Source organism: Selenomonas sp. FC4001, from assembly GCF_000701565.1.
Taxonomy (GTDB): Bacteria; Bacillota; Negativicutes; order Selenomonadales; family Selenomonadaceae; genus Selenomonas_A; species Selenomonas_A ruminantium_B.
Genome location: NZ_KL370793.1, coordinates 260,299 through 277,069, shown reverse-complemented (window position 1 = coordinate 277,069; position 16,771 = coordinate 260,299). Strand labels below are relative to the sequence as shown.

At 51.5% G+C, this 16,771-nt stretch carries 18 protein-coding genes; 14 read left to right on the top strand and 4 right to left on the bottom strand.

Annotated elements, in window-relative coordinates:
- Positions 1-9 precede the first annotated feature (9 nt).
- From T320_RS10960 to T320_RS14690, 6 genes are all read left to right on the top strand, one after another.
- Positions 10-957, top strand: coding sequence for an ABC transporter substrate-binding protein (locus T320_RS10960; protein WP_037355721.1), 948 nt, complete (start codon positions 10-12; stop codon positions 955-957).
- Between the two features lie 57 nt (positions 958-1,014).
- On the top strand, positions 1,015-1,968 hold the full coding sequence (locus T320_RS10955) for a FecCD family ABC transporter permease (protein WP_156032854.1): 954 nt from the start codon (positions 1,015-1,017) through the stop codon (positions 1,966-1,968).
- A 2-nt stretch (positions 1,969-1,970) separates the two neighbouring features.
- Positions 1,971-2,750, top strand: coding sequence for an ABC transporter ATP-binding protein (locus tag T320_RS10950; RefSeq protein WP_037355714.1), 780 nt, complete (start codon positions 1,971-1,973; stop codon positions 2,748-2,750).
- A 195-nt stretch (positions 2,751-2,945) separates the two neighbouring features.
- Positions 2,946-3,170, top strand: coding sequence for a FeoA family protein (locus tag T320_RS10945; RefSeq protein WP_026761104.1), 225 nt, complete (start codon positions 2,946-2,948; stop codon positions 3,168-3,170).
- 47 nt (positions 3,171-3,217) lie between these two features.
- Positions 3,218-5,113: a ferrous iron transport protein B gene (gene feoB / locus T320_RS10940; protein ID WP_037355712.1), complete on the top strand. Its 1,896-nt coding sequence runs from the start codon at positions 3,218-3,220 to the stop codon at positions 5,111-5,113.
- Positions 5,114-5,127: 14 nt separating this feature from the next.
- Positions 5,128-5,286, top strand: coding sequence for a FeoB-associated Cys-rich membrane protein (locus T320_RS14690; protein ID WP_155266750.1), 159 nt, complete (start codon positions 5,128-5,130; stop codon positions 5,284-5,286).
- Positions 5,287-5,332: 46 nt separating this feature from the next.
- Here the strand turns inward: T320_RS14690 and T320_RS10935 are convergent, their stop codons facing one another.
- A complete protein-coding gene (locus T320_RS10935; RefSeq protein ID WP_014424653.1) occupies positions 5,333-5,686 on the bottom strand; it encodes an ASCH domain-containing protein in 354 nt (117 codons plus the stop codon).
- A 162-nt stretch (positions 5,687-5,848) separates the two neighbouring features.
- Between T320_RS10935 and T320_RS10930 the strand changes: the two genes are divergently transcribed.
- From T320_RS10930 to T320_RS10920, 3 genes are all read left to right on the top strand, one after another.
- On the top strand, positions 5,849-6,829 hold the full coding sequence (locus tag T320_RS10930; RefSeq protein ID WP_037355711.1) for a bifunctional heptose 7-phosphate kinase/heptose 1-phosphate adenyltransferase: 981 nt from the start codon (positions 5,849-5,851) through the stop codon (positions 6,827-6,829).
- 55 nt (positions 6,830-6,884) lie between these two features.
- Positions 6,885-9,800, top strand: coding sequence for an insulinase family protein (locus T320_RS10925; RefSeq protein ID WP_037355710.1), 2,916 nt, complete (start codon positions 6,885-6,887; stop codon positions 9,798-9,800).
- A 106-nt stretch (positions 9,801-9,906) separates the two neighbouring features.
- Positions 9,907-10,854 carry a hypothetical protein gene (locus tag T320_RS10920; RefSeq protein ID WP_037355709.1) on the top strand — a complete coding sequence of 316 codons (948 nt, stop codon included), beginning with the start codon at positions 9,907-9,909 and terminating at the stop codon, positions 10,852-10,854.
- A gap of 75 nt (positions 10,855-10,929) precedes the next feature.
- On the opposite strand, the gene T320_RS10915 is transcribed toward T320_RS10920, so the two are convergent.
- Positions 10,930-11,667: a DUF134 domain-containing protein gene (locus T320_RS10915; protein WP_037355708.1), complete on the bottom strand. Its 738-nt coding sequence runs from the start codon at positions 11,665-11,667 to the stop codon at positions 10,930-10,932.
- Between the two features lie 200 nt (positions 11,668-11,867).
- Here T320_RS10915 and T320_RS10910 point away from each other — a divergent pair, with 200 nt between their 5' ends.
- The 3 genes from T320_RS10910 (at position 11,868) to T320_RS10900 (ending at position 13,643) form a co-directional block, all read left to right on the top strand.
- Positions 11,868-12,266: a DUF488 family protein gene (locus T320_RS10910; RefSeq protein WP_197019424.1), complete on the top strand. Its 399-nt coding sequence runs from the start codon at positions 11,868-11,870 to the stop codon at positions 12,264-12,266.
- 77 nt (positions 12,267-12,343) lie between these two features.
- Positions 12,344-12,937, top strand: a complete 594-nt coding sequence (locus T320_RS10905) for a hypothetical protein (RefSeq protein ID WP_037355706.1) — start codon at positions 12,344-12,346, stop codon at positions 12,935-12,937.
- A gap of 217 nt (positions 12,938-13,154) precedes the next feature.
- On the top strand, positions 13,155-13,643 hold the full coding sequence (locus T320_RS10900; RefSeq protein ID WP_037355704.1) for an acyl-CoA thioesterase: 489 nt from the start codon (positions 13,155-13,157) through the stop codon (positions 13,641-13,643).
- A gap of 37 nt (positions 13,644-13,680) precedes the next feature.
- Here T320_RS10900 and T320_RS14995 read toward each other — a convergent pair whose 3' ends face one another.
- Entirely contained in the window at positions 13,681-15,213 is a 1,533-nt protein-coding gene (locus T320_RS14995; protein WP_037355702.1) for a sensor histidine kinase, read from the bottom strand.
- The gene (locus T320_RS10890) at positions 15,210-15,902 is read right to left on the bottom strand and encodes a response regulator transcription factor (protein WP_037355700.1); all 693 of its coding nucleotides are present in this window, start codon (positions 15,900-15,902) and stop codon (positions 15,210-15,212) included. The genes T320_RS14995 and T320_RS10890 overlap by 4 nt, the downstream gene beginning before the upstream one ends.
- Positions 15,903-16,047: 145 nt before the next feature.
- Between T320_RS10890 and T320_RS10885 the strand changes: the two genes are divergently transcribed.
- Together T320_RS10885 and T320_RS10880 are read left to right on the top strand one after the other, a co-directional pair.
- The gene (locus T320_RS10885; protein WP_156032824.1) at positions 16,048-16,266 is read left to right on the top strand and encodes a hypothetical protein; all 219 of its coding nucleotides are present in this window, start codon (positions 16,048-16,050) and stop codon (positions 16,264-16,266) included.
- Between the two features lie 247 nt (positions 16,267-16,513).
- Complete coding sequence (locus T320_RS10880) at positions 16,514-16,744, top strand: chaperone NapD (protein ID WP_255327097.1); 231 nt, start codon at positions 16,514-16,516, stop codon at positions 16,742-16,744.
- Positions 16,745-16,771 lie beyond the last annotated feature (27 nt).

Below are 16,771 nucleotides of genomic sequence, written 5' to 3'. Positions count from 1 at the left end.
GATGATATTATGAAGCGTCAGCTGTGCGCATTGCTGGCGGCAGTTATGGTATTGGCACTCCTGCTGACTGGTTGTGGCAGTGAGCAGCAGAAGGCCGCTGACCAGTCAACTTTTGTTACGGTAACGGACGATTTGGGCCGTCAGGTAGAACTCAAGGCGAAACCTGCCCGCATTGTGGTGACTTCGGCTTCCTTTTTGGAACCCTTGGAAGCTGTGGGCGGTGCCGATTTAGTGGTGGGCCGTCCGGATTCCAAGACCAAGATGCCGGCCTATGCCAAGGACATTACCAGCGTCGGCAAGGTTTATCAGATTGATACAGAAAAGGTACTCTCCTGCCAGCCGGACTTGGTCATCATCAACAAGGGCATGAATGAAAAGCTCGTGGAAGCGCTGGAAGGAAGCGGCATCAAGACCTTGGTGCTCGATATGAAAAGCTACGAGGATGTGAAGCGGGAAGTAAATACGCTCGCTGCCGTTACCGGCAACAAGGAAAAGGGCGAAGCGCTGATTAAGGACATGGATGATAAGATTGCGGCCGTGAAAAACAGCATTCCTGCAGACAAGCGGCGCGTGTCCATCATCCATAGCACGAGTCAGGGCCTGTCGGTACAGCTCGATGGCAGTATCGCAGGTTCCGTGGCCAAAATGCTCGGCTGGGAGAATGTGGCCAGCGGCAGCAAGCCCTTGGAGAAAAATCCTGATGCGGCACCTTACAGCATGGAAACTTTAGTGGAGCAGAATCCGGAAATCATCTTTGTCACAAGCATGGGCAAGCTTTCGGCCATCAAGGCCAGCATGGAGGAAACCATGCAAGGTCCGGCCTGGCAGAGTATCCCCGCAGTGCGGGATAAGAAGGTTTATTATCTGCCCCAGGAACTCTTCCTGCTGAGCCCCGGTATTCATTATCCTGAGGCTGTGGCAGAAATGGCCAAATGTGTTTATCCGCAGGCAAAGTAAAGGAAAAATATAATGAAGGAAGCAGAGTTTTCTGCAGGCAGGAAACGGCGGACGCTAATGCTCTTAGCGTTGGCCGCTTTTGCCTGTTTAGGGCTGCTCATCAGCATGGTGAAAGGCTCTGTGGATATTCCGCTTATGGAAATCGCAGAGTTTCTAACCGGCGCAGGCAGCAGTCCTCATGGACAAATCATCTATAATATCCGTCTGCCCCGCAGTATCGTAGCGGCATTGGTGGGCATCAATCTGGCGCTCTCCGGGGCAATCCTGCAGGCCGTGATGAAAAATCCGCTGGCAGACCCGCATATTATCGGTATATCCTCAGGGGCAGGCCTTTTGGGCATTCTCATAATGCTGGCTTTCCCAGGCTTCAGTTATCTGGTAACTCCGGCGGCCTTTATCGGCGCTATGGGGGCGGCCTTGCTTATTTACATATTGGCTTGGAAAAACGGCATCCGGCCTATCCGCATTATTTTGGCTGGTGTGGCCGTATCGGCGTTTTTAAGTGCGGGCATTTCCGCGCTGCTGATATTCTACAGTGACCGTGTACACAGTGCTTTGATGTGGATGGTGGGCGGCTTGTCGGCCCGCAGCTGGCCACAGGTGGAAATGCTCTGGCCCTATACGCTTATCTGTGCAGTATTGGCACTTTTGGCCGCGCGTCATCTGAACATCTTGCAGTTAGGGGATGAACTGGCCAAAGGGCTCGGGCTGCGTGTGGGTTTAACGCGCATCATGCTCTCGGCTTTGGCGGCACTGCTTGCAGCCAGTGCTGTGTCCGTGGTGGGGCTTTTAGGCTTTGTGGGCTTGATTGTTCCGCATACGGCACGTCTTTTGGTGGGCTCGGACTATCGCGTATTACTGCCGGCTACACTTTTGCTCGGTGCAGGAACGGTGACATTCTGTGATACCATTGCCCGCACCATTGTGGCGCCGGTGGAACTGCCCGTGGGCATCATCATGGCCGTGCTGGGCGCGCCCTTTTTCCTGTATCTGCTGAGAAGGGAGCTTTGAGGATGGAATTGAAAACAGCCAACTTAAAAGTGGCCATTGACGGCAAGGAAATCCTTCATGGCATCACAGCTTCTTTTTCTGCGGGGCGGCGTACGGCCATTATCGGCCCCAACGGCGCAGGTAAGTCTACGCTCCTCAAGGCGCTGGCGGCCATCAATACGGATTACGCGGGCGAAGTTCTGCTGGACGGACAGGAAATCCGTGAGCTGGGGCGCAAGGAAATCGCCAAGCGAATCGGCATTCTGCCGCAGGGGGCGGCAGCGCCTCCTGACACCACGGTACAGCAGCTGGTGGATTACGGCCGCTTTCCCTATCGCAGTCTCTTTTCCCGGGATGCCAAAACCGACCGGGAAGTGGTGGAGTGGGCTATGCAGGCTACGCATGTGCAGGCGCTCTCGCAGCGTCAGGTGCAGACACTCTCCGGCGGTGAACGGCAGCGAGTGTTTCTGGCCATGGTGCTGGCACAGCAGCCGGAGATTTTGCTGCTCGACGAGCCGACCACTTATCTTGACATTGCGCATCAGCTGGAGGTTATGGATATTGTGGCGCGCCTTAATAGCGAGTACAGGATGACCATTATCATGGTGCTTCACGATATCAACCATGCTTTGCAATACGCCGATGAAATCATGATTGTGAAGGATGGATGCTTGAAAGCCCAGGGAATGCCCCGGGAGGTAATGACCGTTCAGCGTCTGGCGGAAACCTTCGGCGTCCGGGCGGACATTTTCACCAACAGTCAGGGCAAGACGGTGTTGTCGCCGATTGAGCTTGTGAAATAGCATGCAGATTGACAAGTCAAATTTGACTTGTCAATTTTTTTGCCTCGATAAGTTGTCATAAAATTTGCTAAAGATAATATTTTTCATTTGTAAATGAGAATCCTTGACAAATGTGATTGATATGCGTTATCATAACTTAAGTAGAAATAATCTCATTATCATTATTATTCGAGAACTCATTAGGAGGCGTTGATTTTGACATTGAAAGACGGTAAGACCGGCATGACGCTGAAGATTCAGCAGATTGGCGATTCCGACCTCAAGGAAAGACTGATGACTATGGGCCTCACTCCTGGTACCAAGGTAAAGGTACTCCGCAGTGCACCCTTAGGCGACCCGATTGCGATTGGTGTTCGTTCCTACAATCTGGCTCTGCGTCGTGATGATGCAGCCAAAGTTCAGGTGCAGCAGGTAAATTAATCGTCATGGAGATTGACAAAATGGATAGAGGAGATGTAGTGAATACAATGTCAACATTAGCAGTAGCACTTACCGGCAATCCAAACGTCGGTAAATCCACGATTTTCAACGAACTCACTGGCGCCCGTCAGAAAATCGGTAACTGGCCAGGGGTTACGGTCGATAAGAAGGTCGGTTATACCCGTCATAACGATAGAGCCATTTCCATTGTGGACCTGCCGGGTACCTACAGCATCAATGCCCGTTCTCCGGAAGAAAAAATCGTTATCGACTATCTTCTGAACAATAAACTTGACCTTGTGGTGGATGTGGTGGACAGCTCCAACCTCGAGCGTAATTTGTTCCTGACGGTGCAGCTGTTGGAGCAGGGGATTCCTGTGCTCATCGACCTCAACATGAAAGATGATGCGGAACGCCGCGGCATCAAGGTGGACTGCCGTAAGATGGAAGATGCCTTCGGCATGCCCGTGGTGGAAAGCATTGGCCGCAGCAGCAAGAGCACCAAGAAACTGCTGGATGTGTTCACCAGCACGGTGATGGACAACTACGAGCCCAGCGATAGGGTCAAAGCCCATATCGCCAAGGTGCAGGAAATCAAAGCCAGCAGCAAGAGCGATGACCAGAAGAACGAAGAAATCATCGAAGCCCGTTATGCTTTGATTGATACGGTTATGGCTGATGCCGTTACCGTTAACAGCGTCGGCTCGGATATGTCTGAGAAGATGGATAAGTTCCTGGCTAATGGCATTCTGGCGCTGCCGATTTTCCTCGGCATCATGTATGCGGTGTTCAACATCACCTTTGAATGGATTGGCCAGCCCATTGCCGATGCTTTGGATGCAGCCATCAATGAAGATTTCCTCGACTTTGCCAAGGAATCTCTGGAAGCAGCTGGTGTGGCTGACTGGATGGTATCCCTCGTTTGCGATGGCGTTATCGCCGGTGTGGGTGCCGTGCTGACCTTTGTACCGCTGATTTTCGTGCTGTTCTTCTGCCTGTCCTTCCTCGATGGCACGGGTTATATGGCCCGTATCGCCTTCATCATGGACCCGATTATGCGCCGCTGCGGCCTCACGGGTAAAGGCGTTATGCCGCTGATGATGGGCTTTGGCTGCGCTGTGCCTGCCGTTATGGGTGCGCGCGCTTTGGATTCGGAAAAAGACCGCATGGTTTCCATCATGGTTACACCGTTTTTGACCTGTGGTGCAAAACTGCCGATTATGGCGCTGTTTGCTGCCATGTTCTTCCCGGATAATGCTGCGAATGTGGTATTTGCGATGTACATCATCGGTGTAGTCATGGCGATTGTTGCTGCCAAAATCCTCGGCAGCTCCGTGTTTAAGGATGGCGGTTCCACGTTCCTGCTCGAACTTCCGCCGTATCGTATGCCGGATATGAAGATGGTTCTCCTGGAAACCTGGGACAAGGGCAAGGGCTACCTCATTAAAGCCGGTACCATTATCTTTGCCGCATCCGTTCTTCTCTGGGTAATGTCTAACTACAACTTCGAAGGCCCCTGCGAAATCAACGAATCCATCCTGGCAACGCTGGGCAACTGGATGAGCACGCTCTTTGTCTTCCATGGTTTTGCCACCTGGGAAGCCGGTGCTGCTCTGCTCTCCGGTATCATGGCTAAGGAAACTGTGGTAGCAACCATCGGTGTTCTCTATGGTGCTGCTGATGTGTCCACGGAAGCGGAAGAAGCTGTGGAAACGGCTGGCACTCTGCTGCAGACGGGCATGGCAACGAGCTTTACGGCTCTGTCCGCCTTCGCCTTCATGATTTTCTCCCAGCTCTACACGCCTTGCGTAACGGCTCTGGGTACGATTAAGAAAGAAGCTGGCGGCTGGAAGTGGATGGGCTTCTCCGCTGTTTACATGTTTGTGATTGCCTGGGTAGTATCCCTGCTGGTTTACCAGATTGGCCGCCTCCTGGGCTTCTGATTGGAGGAATCCTTATGGCAACTTATGTGGTAGGAGCAATCCTGGCGGTTGCCCTGTTCTTCGCCCTGCGGCATGTGTACAACAACTTCCGCACGGGGCACAATGACTGCTGTGGCAATGAAAGCTCCGGCTGCGGTTGCGGCTGTTCCGGTTGCCATAGCGCCAAGCACTGACTTTTAGACACAAAAATACGCTTGCTCGTGAGCAAGCGTATTTTTATTACAAATCTTCGTGGACTTCGGTGAAGTAAATGACGGTTACCGTGTCTTCCATAAGAATCCGGCGCTTATAAATTTTTTCAAAATCCGCTACCAGTTCCTCCTGGGAGTTGATTTCGGGATTTTGATGGCCCAAATCATTGGAGGTAAGGGTGCCCATGGTCTTTACCCGGACTTTGTCGAGATAAGCCGGATAGAGTTTGTGCTTGGGCTCGCCTTTGACACCGGTGGTAATCCAGACAATGGAACCCTCGGGATAAAGCTGGCTGACATCGCCTAAGCGCACAGTGCAATTTTTCGTGCGTTCCATCAACATTTTCTTATGCTTGGCGGCTTGAAAGTTCAAAGCCATCATAGCGCAACATCTCCTATCTGTTTATGTATAATAACTGCTTGTCTATCATTATAGCATGAATCTCTGTCTTTTGATAGTAGATAAGTGTAAAGTTGTATAGGAGGATTTTCCTATTTCACCGCGAATGTATGAATATGTTACAGAATATAAGGAGGCGGCAGTATGGAAGGGCAGCGATTACGGGAATTTTTGGCCACGAAACCGAGCCAGTGCAAGGTGCTGGTGGTCGGAGATATCATGCTGGATAAGTATTACTATGGGGAGGTTACCCGTATATCCGGCGAGGCACCTGTGCCCGTCACGCGGGTGCACTCATCATCGGAAAAGCTGGGCGGCAGCGCCAACATCGCTTACAGTTTGGCGGTGCTCGGCTGCAAGGTCAGCATTGCCGGCTTCGTGGGCAAGGACTCCCACTGCGAGAGTCTGGTGGAAAAATTTGCGCACTATGGCATCGATGCCAGCGGCCTTATCTACACGAGCCGTCCCACGACGACCAAGGTGCGTATCGTCAGCAATAATCAGCAGATGTTCCGTCTGGACTTCGAGGCGAATCAGGCGGTCGAGCTGCAGGATATGGCCCGCTTCGAGCAGTATATCGGGGAGAAATTAAGCGAAAGTCTGGACTGCGTTATCATCTCCGACCATGCGAACGGCGCCTGCACCGATGCATCCTGCAGCTGGATTATCGAAAAGTGCCATAATCATGGGGTGCCGGTGGTGGTGGATTTAAGCTCTGCCTGCTGGGGAAACTACCGCAATGCCGATTATGTGGTGGCCAATCTCAAGCGCATTAACAATGCCCTGTTGCAGCCCATTGAAAACGAGGATGCCGCCGTGGAGAAGGCCTGCCATTATCTCATGCGCAAGTTCCATATCAAGAACATCATTGCCACCCGCTCGCAGAAAGGCATGGTGCTGGTACGGGAAAATGAAACGGTGCATATTCCCACGACCGCCCAGGAACTCTTTGATGTATTGGGGGCAACGGATGCGGTGACGGCTGTCTTTGGCATGGCACTGGCCGGCGGGCTGCCGCCAGCCTTGGGCGCTTATATGGCCAATCTGGCTGCCAGCCGCGTAGTGACCCGCTTGGGTACCTATGCCGTTACCCGTGAGGAACTTGAGAGCATGCTCACACAGTGATATAATATTATGTTGTTTAATAGTAGATTTTGATGCCAATTACAGGAGTGATTTTGTGAAGGTGAATGACCATATTCATGGATTTAAGATTATAAATCGCAGCGAAAGCAAGGAGACCAGCTCCATTGCCTGGACCATGGAGCACGAAAAGAGCGGTGCCCGCCTGTTCTTCCTGCAGAATGATGATGATAACAAGGTGTTTTCCATCAGCTTCCGCACGCCGCCCTTTGACGATACAGGCGTGGCCCATATTGTGGAACATTCCACGCTCTGCGGCAGCCGCAAGTATCCCTTGAAGGAACCGTTTGTGGAACTCGTGAAGGGTTCCTTAAATACGTTCCTCAATGCCATGACCTATCCCGATAAGACCATGTATCCGGTGGCCAGCCGCAACGACAAGGACTTCCAGAACCTTATGGATGTATACCTCGATGCAGTATTCTATCCGGCCATGCTGGAAAACCCGCAGATTCTGATGCAGGAGGGCTGGCATTACGAGATTGACAGCGCTGATGCGCCGCTGGTATATAGTGGTGTCGTTTATAATGAAATGAAGGGTGCGCTGTCGGCACCGGATGATTTGCTTGAAAGCCGCATTATGGCTGCGCTCTATCCGGATACGACCTATGGCTATGAATCCGGCGGTGACCCCGAGGCCATTCCGCAGCTGACCTATGAGATGTTCAAGAACTTCCATCAGCGTTACTACCATCCCAGCAACAGCTATATCTATCTCTATGGTGATATGGATATTGAAGAAAAGCTGGCTTATCTGGACGAGGAATATCTGTCCCATTTTGACCGCATTGCCATTGACTCCCATATCGAAAAGCAGGCACCTTTTGCCGGCTTGCAGCGTCAGGCGCTGGAATATCCGGCCAGCCCGGATGAGGACACGGCAGAAAAGACCTTCCTGTCCCTGAACTGGGTCACGGGGGAATCTTTGAATCCCGTCGATATGATGGGCTTGGAAATCTTAGAGCATGCCCTGCTCAGAACGCCGGCGGCTCCTTTGCGCAAGGCGCTGATTGATGCCCAGCTGGGCAAGGATGTGGATTCTTCCTTCGAGGATGATATGCTGCAGCCTTTCTTCAGCATTGTCATCAGCAATTCCGAGGCCGACCGGGTCGATAAATTCTACAGCATTGTGCAGGATACCCTGCAGCAGCTGGCCGATAAGGGCATTGACCGCACGCTCCTGGAAGCGTCCATTAACCTGCTCGAATTCCGCTTGCGCGAATCCGACTTCGGTTCTGCGCCCAAGGGCCTTATCTATGGCATTCGCGTGATGAAGACTTGGCTCTATGACGGCGCACCGGAAAGTGTACTTGGCTATGAAGAGGCCATTAAGGCCATGAAGGACGGCCTAGATAATGGCTATTTTGAAGAACTCATCCGCCGTTACTTCCTGAACAACAATCACGCAGCGCTCATCACCATGGCCCCGTCCAAGACCATGGCGGCAGAGCGTGAGCAGAAGCAGGTGGAAGAACTGGCCGCCTGCAAGGCAAAACTGAGTCCGGCCGAAATTCAGCAGCTGATTGCTGACAACAAGGCCCTGAAGGAACGTCAGCAGAGTGAGGACACGGAAGAGGCCTTAAAGACGATTCCGCTGCTAAAGCTTAGCGATATCCGCCGCAAGGCCTATGAGCTGCCTCTCGAAGAAAAGGATTTGAACGGGACGAAGATTCTGTTCAGCGATGTGGAAACCAGCGGTATCACCTATTTGAGTGTGCTCTTTGACGCGCAGGTGGTGGCGCAGGAAGATATTCCCTATGCTTTCCTGTTGAGTGAGCTTATCGGCAATGTGGACACGGAAACGAGCACCTATGGGGAACTGGCCAATCGCAAGAATCTCCATACCGGCGGCATCACCTACGATATGGTTACTTATACGAAGATGAATGAGCCGGATTCTTCCACGCCGAAGTTCAAGGTAAAGGCCAAGGTCCTGCGGGAAAAACTGCCGCAGCTGTTGGAACTGCTGCAGGAAATCCTCATGAGCAGCAAATTCAGCGACGAAAAGCGCATGCGGGAGCTGTTGGAACAGGAACAGGCCACCATTGAGCTGAATCTTCAGCGCAGTGCCCATCAGGTGGTCAGCGCCCGTCTGGCCGGTTATTTGACTCCTGCCGGCCGCTATGCTGACGAAGGCGGCCTGCCCTTCTATCCCTTTATCAAGGGACTGCTCTCTGACTTCCCCGCCAATCTTCCGGCCATCAGCGCCAAGCTCAGCGAGCTGGCAAAAAAACTCTTTACCCGCAACAATCTCATTGTCAGCGTGACGGACAGGGCTGCCCATTATGATGAATTTGCAGCTGAATTTGACAAGTTCCAGCAGAAACTGGGGACGGAAACCTACCCGGCGCAGGAATACCATTGGGATTTGCAGGCTAAGAATGAAGGCTTGACTTCCTCCAGTCGCGTGCAGTATGTCGGCAAGGGTGCGAACTTCCTGAAACTGGGCCATGCGTTCACGGGGACCATGCATGTGCTGGAAACCATTCTACGCTACGATTACTTCTGGACGAAAATCCGCGTGCAGGGAGGTGCCTATGGCGCGTTCACGAGCTTCAACCGCAATGGCATGATGTATTTCGGTTCCTATCGCGACCCAAATTTGACGGAGACGCTCGCGGTGTTTGACGGCACAGCGGATTACCTCAGAAATTTTGCAGCTTCTGAGCGGGAGATGGATAAGTACATCATCGGTACCATGAGCAATATCGATACGCCGTTGACGCCCCAGATGAAGGGCAGTGCCGCGGCTACCTGCTGGCTGCGAGGCATTACCGAAGCGGACCGTCAGAAGTCCCGGGATGAAATCCTCGATACCCGGCAGAAGGATGTGCAGAAGCTGGCAGATATGGTCAAAGACTGCATGGAACAGAATGTGATTTGCGTATTCGGCGGGCAGGAGAAAATCAACGAACATAAAGAAGTGTTTGGCGAAGTCCGTCCGGCGCTCTAACCTGAAACTATTTTCGGCCGTTAAAAAAGTGGTAGGGAAAAAACATCCTTTGTAGAATAACCGATATAGATGCTTATGGGTTATTTTATGGAAAGGATGAGGACAGATGAAATATGGCAAAATGGCCACAGCAGCATCTTTGGCAGCCTGTGTTTTAATGGGCTCATGGGGAGGCTGCGAGGCCGCGGTCAAGGCAACTGCAGAAACTGTGCAGTTCTATCCGGTACCCCGCGTGTTTGAACATGCAGAGTACCGCCTGTGCCTGCCGCAAAAATATGCCAAGCTTGTGCTGACGCAGACAAAATTCCAGGATGGCAAGCGGCTCTTTTCCGTTGCAGAAAAAGCTTCAATAGAAGCGTCCCACAAGGCGGCCGGAGAATGTTCCGGAGCGGGCTGGCTCTTTGCCATCAGCAAGGTGAATAAAGCCGAGCTCAAGCAGATGCTTTGTGGAGATATGTCGGGTAGAACGCTCTTTGCCCGGGATGATAAAGGCGGCTATTTCATTTTCGAGCATCCCACGGATGTGCGTTATATGCGGGAGACGCCAGAAGCCATGAAGCGGGACCAGGAGCAGTGGAGCAAGCTGTCTGCCTGGGCCTGGTCTGATGTGCGGAAGAATTTCCTGAAGGATAATCCGGGGCTTTCGCCGCTGACTGCTGACAATAGCAATATTGGCATCTGTCTGGCCAACCTCAGTTACCGGTCAGGAACGAAATATTCGCTGGGGAAGAAGTCTGCGGCAGATTGTTCCGGGGAGGGTGTCTGGTCGCTGCCTTTTGGCGAAAAACTTCTCTATGGCAATACCTATGAGATGGTCAAGGGCGATACGACGCTTAAAGGCGATTATGTAAAACTGACGATTCCAAGGGATAAAACAGAGCTGTACTTCTTCCAGCGCAAAGGGACAACCTATGTGCTCGAAAAACGCGAGGGCCAGCAGAGTAATCTTTACAAGGCCACGCCGGTAGAAGAGCATGCTGAGGCATTGTCTGTTGTGCAGGAATGGTATGACACGGCAGCGGCCAAAGCAGAAAAAAACAAGAAAGCTAAATAAGCTAAATAAGCAAATAAAATCACCTGCTATACCAATGACGAACCATTGGATAGCAGGTGATTTATTTTTATCGGTTTATGCGTGATGACCGCCGCAGCCGTGGCTGCCGCAGGTATGGTTTTCGCCATGGCCATGATGGTTGCAATGTACAGCCGGGTCATAGGCAAGGTTGCCGGCCAGGAAATCACTCACGGCTTTATCGGCTTCACCCTGTACACCGCCATAGAGGGTTATACCGGCCTGAGCCAGTGCGTTCTGGGCACCGCCACCGATACCGCCACAGATGAGGGTATCGATTTTTTCATCCTGCAGCAGTGTGGCCAAAGCGCCATGACCGGCACCGTTGCTGTCCAGAATATGGGAATCCTGTACCTGATTGTTTTCTACGGTATAGATTTTGAACTGGCTGGTATGGCCAAAGTGCTGAAAGATAAGGCCATTTTCATAGGTTACAGCAATTTTCATAATGGTGTTACTTCCTTTCTGTCTGGTGAATCTCACGGGATGGCGGCTATGCTGACAAGCGGGGCACAATTCGAAGTTACCGCCGGTAATGATTAGCGGGCGGGCTTCGACCAGGCAGCCGGCAATCCGCTTGCGGGCTGCCGCATAGAGTGCCTGTACGGTTGTACGGGCAACGCCCATGCTTTGGGCACATTCCTCCTGTCCCATGCCTTCATAATCCATGAGACGAATGCATTCATATTCTTCCAGAGAAATGTATACGGGTGGATGCTCTGTGTCAATTTCCGGCTTAAAGCAGGAACTAATCGGCAGGGCACAGACACGCCGTTTCTTCAATGGCCTGCTCATTCTCTAACCTCCATGATTTTTGACATATGTCTTAATGAAATTATAACATATTTTAGACATATGTCAAATAAATAAAAGTGGCCTTCCGTAAGAAAAATTACATAAGCATTGGTTATCACCTGCTATACTGAAAGCGAAAATTAGTATGGCAGGTGATTTTTGTGGAACGTTGTTTGGAAGTAGGGCAAAAAATTTTTCTATTGAGTGCTTATGAGACTTCGGCGGCAGATTTTTTCCAGACTTTAGTGCGGAACAAGGCGGACTTAATGCTGGATGTACGGCAGGGGAATACCTCGCAGCTTTGTGGTTTTACGAAAAAGAAGGATTTGGCGTTCTTTGTACCGCAGCTTACCGGTGCGGACTATATTCATGATGTGGTATTTGCGCCTGACAGGGAACTGTTGGATTTATATACCAAATACCATATGCCTTGGGAAGATTATGCCCGTGAGTACGAGAAAATCATCCGCAAGCGGGATGGCGTTGCACATTTCAAGGAAAGGTACGGCAAATACCATTCGGTTTGCCTGCTCGGAACGGCTACGCGAAAGCGCCGCTCCCACAATGAAGTCCTGCGGGATTTACTGCTGAATTCGTAGCCCTGTAACATTTTTTACAGCCTTTTACTTGTTCTTTCGGTATATTGATTACATTAACGATAATTGGAGGTAATAGTATGAGTGCATTTTTAGGACCGATTCATTATTGGATGTATGATAAAATCAGAATGCAGGAGGAACTGTTGCGGCGCGTTGCCGTCAAAGGCGAGCAGTCAGGCTGGTTGGATTCGGCCATGAGTTTTGTGGATGATGAGAACCGCCCGTTGGAGGAAATCATTGATGAGGCCAATATTCATGGCTGGATCAGTGCCCGCATTGAAAGCGTGGAAAAACGCTATGCAGAGTTGACAGTCAAAATTTTGACTGGTCACGAAGAGCGGCTGGAAGAATTGAAGGCCATCGCCTATGGGCTTGGGGAGGAACAGGCAGCTGCTGCAGACAGCTCGGCCGAACAGTGTTACAAGCGTATTGAGGACTGTACCTTGAATGGCATGCCCTGTGATGGCGTTAATATCGTTACGGATAAGAGCGAAGACCATTTTAGCTGGGAGCAGCGCTTTGATGTGCATGGGGATTATTGGATAAAGGCCGGTGGTAAGGCGGAGGTTTACTATACGTTGCGCAATCAGCTGATTGCTGGTATCCTTTTCCAGACAAAGTTTACGCTGGCGATTCCCCGCCCCCATGAGTACGCTCTTTGCCGGGCTTGATTCCTCCATATGCTGAAAATGTAAACTGAAAAATTGACATGTCAAAAATAAGGACATTGTCTCGGCAACAGTGCTTTGTAATTTACTCACATACAATTGCATAACCAAACTGATATAATCACAAGAAAAGTTAAATTGTCATAAATGTTACTGTGAATGGAAACAAATTTGTTACAATAGTAGATAACATTATGTGAGATAAAAGAATGGAGGCCTTATGTCAACGAAGATTTATTTGAGCGAAGTTATGATGCCCAGCCAGACCAATCCCAATGGCAATGTTCATGGCGGTGAATTGATGAAGATGATGGATTCCACGGCTTATGCGGCGGCGCGCAAGTACAGCCGTTCCAATGTGGTCACCGCCCGGGTGGATGAACTGGAATTCCATACGCCGATTCTTATTGGCGATTTGGTAACCTGTACCGCTGAAGTCATCTATGTAGGCCATACCTCCATGGAAGTGGCTGTCAACGTAGAAGTAGAAGTTTTGGAGGCAGATCAGGGGCCGCAGCATGCCCTGTCTGCATATTTTACCATGGTGGCTTTGGACCGAAATGGTCGGCCCATGACTGTTCCACCACTGGAGCTGGAAACGGAAGAGCAAAAAGCAGCTTTTGAGGCAGCAAGAAAACGCCATGAGCTTTATCATCAGCGGAAGAAGCAGCGCGAAGAAGCAAAAAAGTATAGTGAAAATAAGCAATAAAAAAATCTGCAAGCGTTTTGGTGCTTGCAGATTTTTCTTATTCCGCGATGATGATGAACTTGCTGCCCTGGCCGATTTGGCTTTCACAGGCCAGCTGTAGCCCGTGGCGCTGGGCAATCTCCTGCGCGATGGCCAGGCCCAGGCCGGTGCCCTGCCGGTTTGCCTGTCCCCGGCTGCTGCGGAATTTAGCAAAGATATGGGGAAGTTCCTCCGGTGGGATACCGCAGCCCTGGTCGGTTACGCTGAACTGCCAGCCTTGGGGCGTGATTTCCTGCGCAACGATGATGGAAGTTTCTTCAGGAGAAAATTTTACGGCGTTATCCAGCAAAATGACGAGCAGCTGCCGCAGACGCCCATAGTCGCCCTCGATAATCTGGGGCTGGTGGAATTCCGTGACGATTTTAATCTGCTTGGCTGCTGCCATAATCTGCATTTGCCGCACGGCATCTTGAAAAGCCTCGGTGATATCAAGTGTTTCCTTTTGCAGAGTAAAACCGGGATTTTGCAGCCGCGTGAGCTCCAATAAATCCCCCACCAGCCGTTCCAAAGTGGTCAGACTGCTCATGGCCTGCTCTTGGCAGCGGCTTTTTTGCTCTGGTGTGGACGTTAAATCCTGCCAGAGAAGTTCGAGGGTTCCCCGCAAAACGGTCAGCGGCGTGCGCAGTTCATGGGAAATGGCAGTCAGAAAATCCTGCCGCTCGGTACGGGATTGTTCCAGTTCCGCGCCTAGCGTATCGAGGTCGGCGGCCAGTTGACCAATCTCGTCCTGCTGATGGATGCCCGTGCGGGCTGTCAAATCTCCGCTGGCAAAGGCGCGGGCCGTCTGCTGCATTTTTAGCAGAGGACGGGTGAAGTGTCTGGCCAGAATCGCAGCCAGCACGGCTGTGAGCAATAGCGCCAGCAGCAGGGAAAGAGCCAAAAGGCGTATGCCCTGCCATTGACTGGCTTCCATATTTTTCAGGGAGTGATGCAATAGCACAGCGCCGCTTATTCGGCCGTTTTGGTAGATGGGCGCCGCAACGGTTATGGCGGGAGTTCCGAGAAGCGGGGAAAAGGCCCGGCTATGAACGGCCTGACCCTGCAGCACTTCGGCAATGAGTTCTTCGGCTTCCGGCGGCAGGTCGGTCAGGATATCTTTATTTTCAGCGCCGTAAGAACGAATCATACGGCTGCCCGCTGATACCAGCCAGACCTCGCCTTCGCCGAGTTCGTTGAGTTGTTGGAAAAAAGCCGTTGCGTTATTGTCTGGTTCACTGTACTGTCTGCGGCACCAGCCCTGCCCTTGCTGCATCATGGAGCCATGACGTCTGTGGCCTCTGCCGGAGAAATTTACGGCCGGCCTGCTGGTATTGGCGGAGCTGTCATCTTCGGCCTGCAAAATTTTCGTGGCTTCTTCCATGGCAGGAATCGCCGCCGCTAGCGCCAAAGCACGCTTTTGCATTTCCTCCTGATGGATTTCCTGGCTGTGCCGGGCAAATAGCAGGGAAAAGACAATGCCCATTAGCAAGGAAAAAAGCAATAGCACCGCGGAAAAATACAGCAGCATTTTCTTGAGCAGGGATTGTTTCATGGCTTGCTGCCTCCAAGTTCCCAGCGATAGCCGCGGCCCCAGACAGTGGCTATGCTGCCGCCCTCAAGTCCTGCTTTATCCAGCTTGGCCCGCAGGCGGCGGATATGGGTGTCCACGGTGCGGGTGTCGCCGCTGTAGTCATAACCCCAGAGTAAATCCAGCAGCTGTTCCCGGGAAAAAATCTGCTGCGGATGGGTCAGAAATAAATGCAGCAGGTCGTATTCCTTGTGGGTGAGGGGCAGGGGGGAACCTTCAATCTCTACTCGTCCCTGCTGTTCATGCAGGCAAAGATTGCCGCAGGTAAGATTATCGCCAGCGGGCGCGTCCTTCTGCCAGCGCCGCAGCACGGCCTTGACCCGGGCCATGACCTCGGCGGTGGAAAAGGGCTTGACCACATAATCGTCGGCGCCTAAATCCAGCCCCATGATGCGGTCATAATCGTCACCGCGGGCGGTTATCATGATGATGGGCACCGCCGATTCCTGACGAATTTTGCGGCACAGGGCAAAGCCGTCCATTTTGGGCAGCATTACATCCAACAGAATCAGGTCAATATCTCCACTGGAAAATTTCTGCCAGGCGTCCTCGCCGTCAATGGCCAGAACGGTATCAAAACCTGCCGCGTTAGCGGCGATGCTTAGTATCTCCCGGATGGCAGCATTGTCATCTGCAATCAAAAGCCGTGTCATGTACATCCCTCCTCGTGATTGCCTACAGTTTAGCAGAAAAAATCCCCTGCGGCAAAAAATATTTTTTTCTAAAATCGTAACATTTTCGTCACAAATGTATGGCATAATGAAAGCATCAACAAGCAGAGTTATGTAGGAGGTTTTCATGATGAAAAAGATATTTGCATCCCTTGCTGCCGGTTTGATTATCGCCAGTGCTGTGCCTGCCATGGCCGCAGAAACGGGCACAGGTTCCGATAATTATCGTCCCGGCTACTGCTGGCAGGCAGATGGGAGCCAGTCAGATGATGGCTATTACTGCGGCCGTCGTCACCGTGGGGGACATGGTGGCTGCTACTGGGGCAATCAGCAAAACAACCGATAAGCGTCACGCCTGACAAAAGAAACCGCTGGCTCACAACGAGTCAGCGGTTTTCGTTTTAGGATTTGCTGGGCCATTTTTGACGGCATATTCCAGCAGAATGTGACCGCTCTTGTGGTTGGTGCTCAGGGGCGGTGAATTTTTCCGCGTGACAAATGATGGGAAATAGCATAGAATGGGAGAAAGAGTTTGACTATTTTTGCAATAATAAGTGAAGGGATGATTGTTTATGGCCATGGGAAGTGTTTTATTGAAAATGAAGAATGGTGCGGAGGAAAATCTGCGCATGAGTTTGACGAAGATTCCAGGTGTCAGCGTGGAGAGTAAGGCACCGAGCGGGGAACTGATTGTACTGGTGGAGAGTGCTGATATCAATGAGCTGCACAAGCAATGCTTGGAGATGGAAGGCATGGAAGGGGTGCTGGGGGTATATCCCAGTTATATCACAACAGAAGATGAAGCCATGGCGTTAGAAAAATAGTTTGCGGCTGGTGACTCTGGCAACATA

Excerpts from the sequence above, each read along its gene's own strand:
- T320_RS10955 (WP_156032854.1), top strand. The coding sequence starts at position 1,015 with ATGCTCTTAGCGTTGGCCGCTTTTGCCTGTTTAGGGCTGCTCATCAGC.
- T320_RS10905 (WP_037355706.1), top strand. The coding sequence starts at position 12,344 with ATGAGTGCATTTTTAGGACCGATTCATTATTGGATGTATGATAAAATC.
- T320_RS10935 (WP_014424653.1), bottom strand. The coding sequence starts at position 5,686 with ATGATGGCTTTGAACTTTCAAGCCGCCAAGCATAAGAAAATGTTGATG.
- T320_RS10960 (WP_037355721.1), top strand. The coding sequence starts at position 10 with ATGAAGCGTCAGCTGTGCGCATTGCTGGCGGCAGTTATGGTATTGGCA.
- T320_RS10900 (WP_037355704.1), top strand. The coding sequence starts at position 13,155 with ATGTCAACGAAGATTTATTTGAGCGAAGTTATGATGCCCAGCCAGACC.
- T320_RS10890 (WP_037355700.1), bottom strand. The coding sequence starts at position 15,902 with ATGACACGGCTTTTGATTGCAGATGACAATGCTGCCATCCGGGAGATA.
- feoB (WP_037355712.1), top strand. The coding sequence starts at position 3,218 with ATGTCAACATTAGCAGTAGCACTTACCGGCAATCCAAACGTCGGTAAA.
- T320_RS10930 (WP_037355711.1), top strand. The coding sequence starts at position 5,849 with ATGGAAGGGCAGCGATTACGGGAATTTTTGGCCACGAAACCGAGCCAG.
- T320_RS10920 (WP_037355709.1), top strand. The coding sequence starts at position 9,907 with ATGAAATATGGCAAAATGGCCACAGCAGCATCTTTGGCAGCCTGTGTT.
- T320_RS10950 (WP_037355714.1), top strand. The coding sequence starts at position 1,971 with ATGGAATTGAAAACAGCCAACTTAAAAGTGGCCATTGACGGCAAGGAA.
- T320_RS14690 (WP_155266750.1), top strand. The coding sequence starts at position 5,128 with ATGGCAACTTATGTGGTAGGAGCAATCCTGGCGGTTGCCCTGTTCTTC.
- T320_RS10915 (WP_037355708.1), bottom strand. The coding sequence starts at position 11,667 with ATGAGCAGGCCATTGAAGAAACGGCGTGTCTGTGCCCTGCCGATTAGT.
- T320_RS10885 (WP_156032824.1), top strand. The coding sequence starts at position 16,048 with ATGATGAAAAAGATATTTGCATCCCTTGCTGCCGGTTTGATTATCGCC.
- T320_RS14995 (WP_037355702.1), bottom strand. The coding sequence starts at position 15,213 with ATGAAACAATCCCTGCTCAAGAAAATGCTGCTGTATTTTTCCGCGGTG.